A 12,326-nucleotide genomic window follows, 5' to 3' on the forward strand; every position below is an offset into this window, starting at 1 on the left:
CCTGCGAGCAGACCGACTGTTGCTCCCCTACCATTGAATCGCGTAGTACCATAATAGACAAGAACCGCGGATCGCGGTACATGTGATATTCTGTCCTTCAGAAGAACGTATAGTGAATGCACTAGCGCCTCAATTGATGTCGATTCGGTGCAAGTTCCCTGCCCACGTACCCACATATGCCGCGTCAGATGCGTCCGTAATCGAGGTAGTCAACTTCCCCTCTATCGACGTCGACAGAACGGTCGTACCGCGGGCTTTGTCGACTCCGATGAAGTCGCCGCTCTCGTTGGCTACGTACACGTAGTTCGACGACAAGGCCGGCGTGGCGGTAACGAGTGATCCCGTGAAGGTGTACCAACCAGTGGAGCCAGAACCGGCGTATACACTGTAGAGGGCGTTTCCATGAGGAAGGTAGAGCCGACCGTTCTCCGCGGCCGGTGATGCTCCTTCCGGGATGTCGAACGATTCGCGCCAGGCCTGACTACCGTCGTCCACGTTCAATCCTCTAAGTCCGTCACCCGCGATGACGAGCGTGCCCTCCGTCACCACGGGGTCGCGGTACCCGATCTCGATTTCGAACTCTCGTGACCACCGAAGGTCACCTGTTGCTGCGTCTCGGGCAACGACCGTGGCGTCAGTTGTCGCCGCGAATACTGTATCGTCGGCGACAACCGGTCCAATTACCGGATTTCCACCGATTTCGTGGTGCCACTGTTCCGACCCACTTGCCGCATCAACGGCGTAGAGTTGGCCAGCGTTGGTTCCAAAATAGACCATTTCATTAGCAACTACTGGTGAAGAGTCAATCGCGCTCCCGACCTCCAGGGACCACGTGCCCTCTCCGGATGCCTCATTAATCGCGTACAGTTTCCCGCCGCCGCTGCCAACGTATACCAACCCATTTGCGACGGTCGGTGATGAGTCAACGAGTTCGCCGTCTCGGTCATACGTCCAATCGACTAACCCCGTCGTAGCATTCAGCGCACACAACTCGGACTGAAGTCCTGCGAGAAACACCCGATCACCGGAGATGGCGACTGACGAGTACTGCAAACGTGCACCGGTGCCATATGACCACCCGGGCGAAGCGGTTACGTCCTCAACATTGACTGTGATCGTGCCGGTGTCACTGTTACCGTCATCGTTTGTGACTTCGTACTGGAACGTATCAGTACCAGTATACCCGTTGGCCGGGTTGTAGTACACCTCGTCGTCGACGAATGTCGCAGCTCCATTGGAGGGTTGGGAGTCGACCGTATATGACAGTTCGGAATCATTAGGATCGGTGGCCGTGATCGTCCGTTTAAGACCTGTTTGCTCGGGAATACTGAAGGTGTAGTCCGGCGCTGTCGGTGGGTCGTTGACGCCAGATGCGTATCTCATATATACTTGGCTTTCTCTGCCCGCGTGGTTGCCAATAGTGTTACTCGCAACCCCGCACTCACGAATCCGTTACTCTGAGCTGTTATTTCAGTCAAAAATGTGCCAATCCCCATATTTCTGTATGTGCCGTCCCCGCTTTGCCAAGACACGTAGATGTCGACATCTTTGGCTGATATCTTCTTGAGCGTCGCGGTTACTGGATCTCCCTTGTGGCCGAGAATTTCAGGAGATTCTGTGCCGGCTAGTGAATTGGTAGCTCTATTCCGACATTTATCAGACAATGCTGTCATATTTTAATTATTGACTGGTATATAATCCATCATTCCTATAATTCTACTAAATAACTTTGCACTCCTCTCACCCATAGGATTCCACACTAACTGGAATTGTATATAATTTGCCTTTATAGAAGTGGTCGTAGTCAGTTTAACACAAATTGTGGCGGGTGACCTCTGAGACGGGCACTAAGAAATTCGCAGGCACATTTTTATAATTAAATATAGGTGGTGGATGACGATATTGGATTAATTGAATATGTATGCTGCGCCAGCATCCTCACCGTTCTGATTTGAGTTGTTACGGGCACCGATAATCGCAGTACTACCGGCGTCTGCTATCGATACTGTATCACCAAAGCTATTACCGGAATCACCGGTATCGTCATAGAGTACCGTCTCCTGTTGCCAGTCCCCCTCGGGTTTGGTGAAAACGAAAGCCGAGCCGGACACAGTATTATTGACGGGGACGTCACTCTGGGCCCCCACCAGTGCAATGGTGCCATCGTTCGACAACGAGACTGCAGATCCAAACCGATCGTTCGTATCACCATCACCGGACACAAATTGTTTCTCCTCTTGCCAACTTCCAGTAACGTTCGAGAAAAGGTAGGCCGCGCCAGGATTGCTCGGACCCTTTCCGTCTGCTCCGACAAGAACGAGACTGCCGTCGTCAGACATCGCGACAGAGGTACCGAATTGATCTTCTTGACCTGCATCGCTGGCTTCTAGTTTTGTCTCCTCTTGCCAACTGCCACTCGTATTGGAGAATACATACGCCGACCCAGCGTTATTCCCGTCCGAGGAATTGTGTCTTCTGGCTCCAACGACAGCAGTACTACCGTCGTCCGAGATCGCGACGGCGGAACCGAAGAGATCACCCTGTTCACTATCCGAGGCAGCGAGTTGATCTTCGGCACCCCAACTTCCATTTGTACGAGAAAACACGTATGCTGCACCAGCGGCGGTATCCTTTCGTCTAGCCCCGACGATCGCAGTGGTACCGTCTCCCGTGAGAGCGACCGAATTACCCAACTCTTCCTCCTCTTCGTCGCCGGTTATGAAGAGATTGTCCTGCTGTTGCCAACTCCCGTTCGATCGTATAAATACGTACGTAGAGCCACTATAAAGACCATCTGACCCCGGGTAGCCAGTGGCCCCTACAAGAGCGGTACTACCGTCCTCGGATATTGCAACTGATCCGCCAAAGAGATGGCCCGCATCCCCGTCATCAGCTAGGATCTTTTGTTCTTCTTGCCAACTGCCGCTCGAACGTGAAAAGAGGTAGGCTGCACCAGTATCTACCCCGTCCGAATCTGTGTCATAAATTGATCCGACGATGGCGGTACTGCCGTCGCCAGATATTGCGACGGAAGAACCAAACTCTTCATAATCGTCGCCGTTGCTGGCAATAAGTTTCGTCTGCTGGTTGATTGGAGGAGAAGTCCCGGTCACCGTCAGCTCCCCTGATGCTTCCAGAGTTTGGCTACCGTCTGTCGCAACGGCATTGATTTTGTAGGTTCCTCCAATATAATATGGAGGGAGGTCGACTGTGATTGATGGTTTACTCACGCCCTGCGTGCTTTGCCACTCAAATTTGATCGACCCAGTATCGGACGTTTCTCCCGCTGAGGTACTAGTTGTCCCTCCATCTGGATCGATCGAACTGATTTGCCAGTCTGTCCAGAGCTTGTCTATCTCGAGACTCGTATGACCACTGGCATCGATCGTTACTGTTGTAGATCCACCGATAGGGATTTCACCGGGATCGACCGTTGTAGAAATAGACAGAGTCTCTTGAGGTGACTGTGCCTCTGATGCGTCCGTCTGGATATCGTCTCGCATGTTAGATGTTCAATATGCAATTGGGTGGTAAATAATTGTAACGACAAATATACTATATTTGGGGGTTTGGATCTCCGTATCATAACAGAGCTACATCAAAACCTACGCATCGAGCGGTATCCTACGGAACAAATGATTAGGGGATCTAATATGCTAGTTTTGAGATGAGGTCATAGGGCCCTAAAATCGATGCCCCTATTAAATGAGGTGTATAGACCAACGCCTGCACTACATACCGTTCCTCTCCCTCCAATCCCGTCTGTCGTGAACTACTCCGATCTATTCGCACCCTTCAGGCGTTCCTTGCGGTTGAAGTCTCTTACTTCGGTGTCGGAACTTGCACCCGTGGACACAGCGGTTCCAGACTCCACAAATGTATGCCTCACTGGGTGGTTCGGAGTGTCCCACTCCTACCAGTTCGACACTCAGCCACAACCACCGATGCACGCTTTTTGTCGCGTTTGAACACCGTGGAAACGTGGTGAGTATCTTACTATCCCATTCGACCGCAAACGCAGTAAGAGTGATAGGGAACGTGCAAGCTCCTCGTGTGGGTGCTGTATCCCTTCTCTATTCGTTCGCTTTGTTCATCCGTATGGAAGGAGGTTAGCGCCCTCCCGCGGAGGATCGTAATCCACGATACCCTTCGTAGGTATCACAGTGGTAGTATCGCGGTGGGTTCAACTAATCAACGGGAAACCTCAGGGCCTGGCCCTAAGGCGGTTTACTACTGTTCGCGGAAGTAGTACGTGACACCGGCGATGATAGCCAGCACCACGACGATACCGACGATGATGAGCGGTAGATTACCGCCGCCACTATCGTCGCCAGCGGTCGTAGTCGTCATATCTCCATCACCGGGTTCGCCGTCACTACCATCGCTGTCATCGGGCGTGTCTGTGCCGTCGTCAGGGCCATCAGTGCCGTCCGCGGGCGTATCAGTCCCGGTATCGGGCGTGTCGGTTCCATCAGTGGGTGTCTCAGTACCGTCGGTAGGGGTATCCGTGTCTTCCTGCGAGACGACGACCGTACCACCCGCAACTTCACCGGCGCTAATGTCGTACTCACCAGCGGAATCGAACGTAATCTGAATCGCCTCACTCGTTGACTCACCGGCGCCTAGAGTCACATTAGTCGAACCCGCTTCTCCACCATTCGAAGTAACGGAAATAGACTCCGTTCCTTCAGAGTTACCAGTGTTTTCGACACTCACCGAGACATCAACAGTATCACCGACGGAGACCTCCGTCGACGAGAGTTGCACGTCAGTCACCTCCAGCGAGGCATACTCTGTGCCCACCGCGAACATCGAGAAGCCGGGAGTAGTCGCTCTGTAGCGATCTCCACCAAGATACGTTGTTTCGACTGTCTTCCACTCCTCATCGTTGAACCGGTAGAGGGTAATGTCTTCAGGGGAGATACCGCGTTCGTCAAGTCGGGATTGAGGGACCTGGAAGGTGAAGGTTCCCGGACTGGCATCCGACCCATTCAGGTTACTCAGATCAACACTGATGTACTGAAGGAGATTCGCCTTTTCAGGGAGTTCGGTTGCTTCTCCCGGATTCTCCCGTACTGCGGCCTCGATATTCACGTTCGATGAATCGAGGATCGTCGTGATGTTCAGATCGTTTAGGGTGACACCGGAGCTCCCCGAAATATCAAGGTTCCGAAGGCTGATCTCCGTACCTGCACTTACACTGTCGATACTTGCGGACGCTTGGGAATCGGATTTGAAGACGGTTGGCGTGACGACACTACCGTCACCACCACCGCCACCGCCGCCGCCGCCGCCACCGCCGCCACCACCGCCACCACCGCCACCACCGCCACCACCGCCACCGCCGTCGCGGGCGGAGCGGACGCGGAGTTCGCCGCTATCGGAGAGCATCTCCTGGCTGCTCTCACCGACTGCTACGTAGGCGTAACTGTAATCACCGGTCGTCCAGTTGGCGAACGTCTCGACATCGATCTCTGTGTTCCCATCGGTGCGGTTGACCGCCGTCATCGACGCGTTCAGCACGACGGTTCCCGCGGACATATCGACCGTTTCGGGCGACCCGGGGCCAGCCTCTTCACCGACGAAGTCAACGAGTGATTCGATGCCGGCCGACCGCGCGACCTGGCCGTCACCAACGGTCATCCCGAACATACCGAACGAGTCTTCCACATTGGCCACACCGTTGACTTCGTCGATCGTTGTCTCGAGTTCGCTGTCCGTCTCGATATCGAAGCCCGAAGAGATGTCATCAGTGATGTCGATGACGAAGCTCTCGCTGACGAATTTATCCTCATCGTAGAGGACGATCGCTTGTTCGATATGCTCGCCTTGTAGCGAACTCGCGTCGACATCGAAAGTCGCGGTGTTTCCGCGCTTGACCGTGTCGGGTGCTGATACCGAGCCCGACCCCTTCCGGACCGCGACCTGTTCCATCCCGACGACGGTGACTCCGCCGTCGATACTCAGATCTCCGCCGGCACCGTTAGCGTTGGTGTTCGTCACTGAGAATCCATCTCCGGACTCAGGGAACGCAAGCACGTAGATGTAGTGACCACTCTCGGGGACAGTATCGCTGAAGGTTACGTCACCGTCGGCGTCAAGCGCCGTTGACGCGCTGACCTCCTTGTAGGAGGCGTTGTCGTTCGCGTTCTCCTCTGTTACTAGATCGAGCGCCCCGGAGAACGTGTCCGGCACGGACCCTTCGCCGGATTCCTCAACGTGTACGCGGAGTACCTCCGCATCCTCGTTGGCGAAGTTGTTCGAGTTCCCGTTCGCGTCCGAGAGGTCGAAGGTCAAGCCGACCTCCGTTCCCGATTCGTAGACCGCGATTGGGTCTTTGTTAAGATTCGTCTCGTCACCCTCGTTCGAACTGGCTCGCCAGTCCGCGTTGGGGATCGTTTCTGCTGCGTTGTCCGTATCCGCGCGCAACGGCAGGAACGAGCGCTCCCACGCATCGACGTTATCAGACACCTCGAATGTCTCGTCTGCTGGTGGCTGCGTGGAGAGCACGTCCGCCGCACTTAACGGAACATGCAATACTGAAAGGATAACGAAGCCCACGACAAGGATCGTTTGGATCCGTTGTCGTGTCTCTGATGGCACCATATGGTCCCGTTTATGTAACAGTGACTTAGTTTTTCGGATGCCGGTGTATCTTCAAGTACTCCGGTATTCCCCACAATGAATTTCGGGTTCGTAACACTCGTTGACATCCTCCTTCGCGTAAGCACGGAGGGAATCCCGAGCGGTGGAAGTTTCAGGTTTGCAGCCTAATCACGGACTACCAGTCCTTTCGGGCGCAGGTAGTCCCACAGCATCGGACTGGTAGACTCCTGGCCATGCCAAATGGTCGTTACCCCTATCTCCGACCGTATACGGCGTCCCGGTGTTGTTTGTGTCACGGAGACGCTACCAAGCGTCAGCAGAGTCGGGGTAGCGTGTTGCTTGCTTTCAGCAGTCGGCATATGATCACACTCTTCTAGAATATGGCGTTTACCGACTGGTCTTTCGGATACTGTCATCCGAGAGACTCCGTCCCTCGTGATCACGAAAATCTCCGATTTTCGAACGACCTCGTTACGTGGGCGGACAGGCCGCCTCCGCAGGACGGTTCGGAATCCGCCCCGTTCCGACCGATTCCTACCGCTAATCTGGCTGCCTGTCACTAAAACGCCGGTATTCGACACTCAGGGGAGGTCCTCAAACGTGAATACTTTCCCCACGTGACGGCCCGTATCCACGGCCTGAACGCTGTGGTATTGCGCCTGCTCAACCTATAAGTGGTGTGTAACAAACGCCATGCGGCTGGCTCATTCGATCATGGCGCACCAACGGTTCGAGTTCCCGAATGAGATCTCGCCAAGAGGACTATATTTGTGTCCGAGGGTGTCATGAGACAACTCCTTGCCACTATCGCGACATTTGTCACGTTCGCACTTTCGCTGCTGGTTATCACTGTGTGGTTTCTGGCGTCTGCAAGCGACGCTGGAATGACCATCACAGTCAACTCGTACGGTGAACGATGGGTTGAGTATCTGCTGTGGCTTGTGATCACACCAATTCTTGTTTTAGGGATGCACTACACGCTCAGGTCGATAGATTCTGCCAGTATCGAATAGCGGATAGAGAACAATATCAGACTCGGGAACAAACCTAATTTCGTGCTCAGCTGGTTACGTTGACCCAGAGATGGGTTTCTCGGTACGCCGTCTCGGGTGTCGTCCGCGCCGGCGGCTCACTCTTGTAGAGCAGATACGTGAGTCTCAGATCCCGTCCCTCGAGAGTCGGTGCAACACTGTGTGCTCGGTGGTCCGTTTCGTTGTGTGCCAGCGAAAGGTCGAACCGGCGGAGCGACTCCGACTCGGTTATCGTGGTCGTGTTGTCGTCTGTCCGGACGCGGTGTGTCTGGACCAGTAGCGTGTAGTTGGTCCGTCGATGTTCCTGATTGGTGACACCGACGATGAGTTCCTGACTCCCACCGCGCGTGAATTCTGTTGGGTAGCCGTCTGCGACGAGTTCGCCGTCGTCGTCCTCTGTGAGTAGGTAGAACTCGGTGAACTGCTCGCCCTGTTGTGGGACCGCCACTGCGTAGCCAACGCTCGACACCGCGGCGACGACGCTGATGACGAGCAGGATGTTGAGCGCTGCGTCGGCCCGGTCGTCCGGTTCGAACAGTTCCGTTCGGGCGCTGGCAGTCCACTGTCGGTAGGGGACTTCGAATCGCTCGTCGGTCGGCAGTTCCCACCGTCGGAGCACCGCGATGGCCGTCGTTATCAGGACGAATCCGCTGACGCTTACCAGGATCGGGATCAGCCGGATGCCCCACGGTGTGAAGTTCAGCACAAGCCCGATCAGCGGAACGACCGCGATGCTGAGTCCGAAAGAGAGCGCAACCCGCTCGATACCGTCGATCCCTCGGTCGCCGACGCGCTCGGTTAGTCCCGCCTCGGAGTCCGTCTCCGCGGACTCGCTGGGTGGTTCGCCGGCCTCCGGGAACAGCGCCGCGATAAACGCATACCCAGGAACGAATAGGACGAACGGCAGGCCGACCACGATCCGGACCGGCGTATCCCGAATGAGCGGGGCGAGGACCACGAAGTCCGTCAGGAGCACGAACGCGGCGACCGCAGCGAGGTCTGCTGGCAGGTCACGGACTCCCCGGAGTAGACGGAGGGTGTAGACCGTCACCAGATTGAGGTCGGCGTCCCTGTGATCGCTGGCCACAGTATCGGTACAGGGGTTCTCTCTCATAAAGGCATCCCTCTTCCCAACCGGCCCGACAGTGGCACCGAGACAGCGTGACAGGTAGCAGGAGGTTCCGGTCGCGAAAAGTGTATACGACGGGCCCGTTGAGTTGGAGTAACTGATGGCCGGGAGTGGATTGCGCGCCGACGAGCGCCAGGCGGCCGATGCCGTCGTGCGAGGATCGGACCTCGTTCGCGAGTACGACCGCGGTAGCTCCGGCCTGTTTGGAGGAGACTCGACGCCGGCCGTTCGCGCCGTCGACGGCGTCTCGGTCGCCGTTCACGCCGGCGAACTGGTGGGGATCGCCGGTCCGAGCGGCAGCGGCAAGTCGACGCTGTTGCATCTACTGGCCGGGCTCGACGTGCCGACATTGGGCACTGTCACGCTCGCCGGCGAAAACGTCGCCGACTACGGCGAACGTGGACGCGCTCGCTTGCGACTCGACCACGTCGGCATCGTTTTTCAGCGGTTCCATCTGTTGCCGTCGCTGTCGGCGCGTGCGAACGTCGCGCTGCCGCTGATCGAACTCGGCATCTCGAAGGTCGAGCGTCGCAAACATGCGGGCGAACTGCTCGAATCCGTGGGGCTCGGTGATCGGATCACCCACAAACCTGGCCAGCTCTCTGGCGGCGAGCAACAGCGGGTCGCCATTGCACGCGCGCTGGCGACGGAGCCGGACATAGTCGTCGCCGACGAACCAACCGGCGAGCTGGATTCGGAAACAAGCGAGCGGGTCCTCTCCGTGCTCTCCGACCTTGCCGAGGACCGGGCAGTCGTCCTCGCCTCTCACGACAGACAGGCCTTGGAGGTCTGTGACCGTCGAATCTCGCTCCGAGACGGTGAACGCATGGCGACCCAGCAAGCCTCGGAGCCCGAATAGTATGCGTCGACTCCGACGATTCGGTGCGCTGGTCGGTTTGGCGTCTCGCCGCGTCGCCGGCCGGGTACGGACTTCGCCACAGCGCGTCGTGTTGAGCGTCGTCGGCGTCGCTCTTGCGATCGGATTGATGGTCGCCGTCACGGGCGTCTCGTTCGGTCTCGCCTCGGAGTCGGTCATCTCCAGTCCAGAGACGGACTACTGGATCGTTCCCGAGGACGCGAACGTCCAGTCGCTCGTCGTCTCGGCCGGCGGCGTACAGTTGAGTAATGTCCACGAGACGAGTGCGCAGATCGGAACTGATGATCGAGTCGAGTATGCCGTTCCAGTTCTGCTCGAACTGGTCCCCGTCGAGGACACAGTCACTGGCGAACGGGAGTACATCTTCGCGGCCGGGGTTATTGCCCGTCCGAACGCAAACCTCCTCGGACTGTCTCTCGCACCCCTCAGCCCCGGTGATCCCTACTACGCGAACGGGAGTTACGACGGAACCTGGACCGGCGAGACGATGCTGAATGATGCCGCTGCGGAGACGATCAACGCCTCGACTGGCAGTCGGCTCGTCTCAGACCGGATCCCGGACGACCGGTCGCTTTCGGTCGTGAACGTGTCCACGGGCGAGGCGTCGACCGCGTTCGGATCTATCCCGATGGCCGTCGTCCAACTGAGCGAGCTGCAGGCGATGACGGACGCGACAACCGGCGACCAGGCCGACCAGATCCTCGTGAGTACCAACGATCCCGGTGTCGAGGAGTCGCTGGCGACATTGTACCCGCGGACGACGGTTGTCGAACGGAGTGGGCTGGCTGCCCAGCGCGTTTCAACGTCGAATCTGCCGCTCGCCATCGCAGTCAGCGGGGCAGCTACTGCGGTCGTCGTCGGCGTGCTGTTCGTCGCAACGCTCATGGGGCTCATGGTGAGTTCCGACCGCGAATCGCTGGGGACACTTGCCGCAGTTGGACTGTCGCGGCGCTCGCGGTCGGTGCTCGTCGCGGCCGAAACCGTCACGGTCGCACTTCTCGGTGGGGGCTTCGGGATCGGTCTCGGCGCGCTCGGTATCGTCGCGATCAATGTCGCCGGCCGGGAGATCTTCGCCGAGTCGACCGTCGCGCGGTTCGATCCGCTGCTCGTCGGCTACGCATTGGTTGTCGCCTTCGTGATCGGGCTTCTGGGCGCCATCTATCCGGTTCTACTAAGTCAGCGGACGAACCCGATGGAGGTACTTTCGCGATGAGTCCGTTCGCACGACTGCGTGCGGTGGTCGGCGTCGCCGTTGCGCAACTTCGCCACGAGCGAGTGCGAACGGTGATCGCCGTGGCCGGCGTCGCGATGGCCGTTCTCGCCGCCGTGTTGCTCGCCAGCGTCGGGGTTGGCGTCCTCGAGTTCGGTCAGCAGAAGTTCGAACAGTCCGGGCAGGATCTGTGGGTGACCGGTGGCCCCATTGAGCTGCGCCCGGGGACCGTCGGTGGGTTCCAGAACTCACTGGTCGACTCCCACAAGGTTGCAACGGAGATCGAGGAACGCGAGGCGGTGGCGACGGCTGTTCCGATGATATTCCAGACCGTCTACGCTGGTCGGAATTCGTCGGAGTTCCAGACGTTGGTGGGGGTCGGAGCACCGACCAATGGGAACCTCGTGACGATGAGTGAAGGACGCGAATTTTCGCCGGAAGATGCTCATTACGCCAACGGAACGTACGAGGGGCCGATGAGCCACGAGGTGGTTATCGACCCGCGAACTGCGGACCTTCTGGATATCAGCGTGAACGACACGATGTATCTCGGCGGGACCATCGGAACCGCCCGACAGAACGAATTCACCGTCGTCGGTATTTCGCCGACATACTCGCAGTTCGTCGGCGCGCCCAGCGTTGTCATCCCACCTAGCGAGCTACAGGAGATAACGGGAACAACTGCGAGCGATAGGGCCTCGTTCGTGCTCGTTCGAGCGGAGGACGGTGCGGATGTCGCGGCGTTGGAGGCAAACCTGACGGAGAGCTATTCCCAGTACACGATCCGGACCAACGAGGAACAGCTGCGAGCGACGCTGGAAAACCAGGCTGTCGTACTGCTCAGCGGCGGGAGCCTCTTCGTGTTGGCAGTCGTCGCGGGCGTGCTTTTGGTGCTGAATCTGCAACTCTCATTTGTCTTTCGCCACCGCGAGATGTTCGCAGCGGTCACCGCTATTGGTCTCTCGCGCTCGGCGCTTGCCGGGCTCATCCTAGTCTACACGCTCCTCATTGGGATCATCGGCGGACTCCTCGGTATTGGACTCGCTATCCCAGGGGTTGAAGCGGTGAACGCGGTCACCGCGGTGGTGACCGGATTCGAAGGCGTCGCTCGGCTCTCCCACCGGATCCTTCTCGGTGGTTTCGGGTTGGCCATCTTCGTGAGTCTCGTCGGTGGCCTCGCAGCGAGTCTGTATCTCGCGCGTTCGAACCCGCTCGATAGCCTCTACTGACGAATACTCGGACTTGTCGGACAGCGGTAGTGAACTGGTTCGGGGTCAAGCCCCGAGGCACTCGCCCTGTTCCGCCTGTCGATACTAGATAGGGTGTCCGGCTTCCCCCCCAACTAGGGTGGGTCGAGGGATTCGGCCTCCAGACCGCAGATTCGGCGACTGTGATACTTTTCAAGAAATGTTATGGGGGTTGGTTGGCTCACAGCAGTACAGCGCGGAAGTCCACGGCTTCAGTCGTGGGAGG

General features: G+C 57.6%; 7 protein-coding genes. 3 read left to right on the forward strand and 4 right to left on the reverse strand.

The window, feature by feature from the left end:
- Nucleotides 1-129 precede the first annotated feature (129 nt).
- The 4 genes from HZS55_RS06020 to HZS55_RS06035 all read right to left on the reverse strand — a co-directional run bounded on the left by HZS55_RS06020 (nucleotide 130) and on the right by HZS55_RS06035 (nucleotide 8,724).
- Complete coding sequence (locus HZS55_RS06020) at nucleotides 130-1,383, reverse strand: outer membrane protein assembly factor BamB family protein (RefSeq protein WP_179910819.1); 1,254 nt, start codon at nucleotides 1,381-1,383, stop codon at nucleotides 130-132.
- A gap of 524 nt (nucleotides 1,384-1,907) precedes the next feature.
- Nucleotides 1,908-3,503, reverse strand: coding sequence for an FG-GAP repeat protein (locus HZS55_RS06025; protein ID WP_179910820.1), 1,596 nt, complete (start codon nucleotides 3,501-3,503; stop codon nucleotides 1,908-1,910).
- 727 nt (nucleotides 3,504-4,230) lie between these two features.
- Entirely contained in the window at nucleotides 4,231-6,606 is a 2,376-nt protein-coding gene (locus HZS55_RS06030) for a PGF-pre-PGF domain-containing protein (protein WP_179910821.1), read from the reverse strand.
- Nucleotides 6,607-7,665: 1,059 nt separating this feature from the next.
- Nucleotides 7,666-8,724, reverse strand: coding sequence for a DUF1616 domain-containing protein (locus tag HZS55_RS06035; protein ID WP_394353552.1), 1,059 nt, complete (start codon nucleotides 8,722-8,724; stop codon nucleotides 7,666-7,668).
- A 142-nt stretch (nucleotides 8,725-8,866) separates the two neighbouring features.
- Here HZS55_RS06035 and HZS55_RS06040 point away from each other — a divergent pair, with 142 nt between their 5' ends.
- From HZS55_RS06040 to HZS55_RS06050, 3 genes are read left to right on the forward strand one after another with little or no spacing between them, the layout of a single operon-like run.
- Nucleotides 8,867-9,625, forward strand: a complete 759-nt coding sequence (locus tag HZS55_RS06040) for an ABC transporter ATP-binding protein (RefSeq protein WP_179910823.1) — start codon at nucleotides 8,867-8,869, stop codon at nucleotides 9,623-9,625.
- Complete coding sequence (locus HZS55_RS06045) at nucleotides 9,558-10,856, forward strand: FtsX-like permease family protein (protein WP_218927281.1); 1,299 nt, start codon at nucleotides 9,558-9,560, stop codon at nucleotides 10,854-10,856. Before HZS55_RS06040 ends, HZS55_RS06045 begins: the two co-directional genes overlap by 68 nt.
- A complete protein-coding gene (locus tag HZS55_RS06050; protein ID WP_179910824.1) occupies nucleotides 10,853-12,082 on the forward strand; it encodes an ABC transporter permease in 1,230 nt (409 codons plus the stop codon). Before HZS55_RS06045 ends, HZS55_RS06050 begins: the two co-directional genes overlap by 4 nt.
- Nucleotides 12,083-12,326: the final 244 nt, after the last annotated feature.

This window comes from Halosimplex rubrum (assembly GCF_013415885.1).
In the GTDB taxonomy this organism is placed as follows: Archaea; Halobacteriota; Halobacteria; order Halobacteriales; family Haloarculaceae; genus Halosimplex; species Halosimplex rubrum.

Coding starts and splice junctions, on each gene's coding strand:
- HZS55_RS06020 (WP_179910819.1), bottom strand. CDS start 1,383: ATGAGATACGCATCTGGCGTCAACGACCCACCGACAGCGCCGGACTAC.
- HZS55_RS06025 (WP_179910820.1), bottom strand. CDS start 3,503: ATGCGAGACGATATCCAGACGGACGCATCAGAGGCACAGTCACCTCAA.
- HZS55_RS06030 (WP_179910821.1), bottom strand. CDS start 6,606: ATGGTGCCATCAGAGACACGACAACGGATCCAAACGATCCTTGTCGTG.
- HZS55_RS06040 (WP_179910823.1), top strand. CDS start 8,867: ATGGCCGGGAGTGGATTGCGCGCCGACGAGCGCCAGGCGGCCGATGCC.
- HZS55_RS06050 (WP_179910824.1), top strand. CDS start 10,853: ATGAGTCCGTTCGCACGACTGCGTGCGGTGGTCGGCGTCGCCGTTGCG.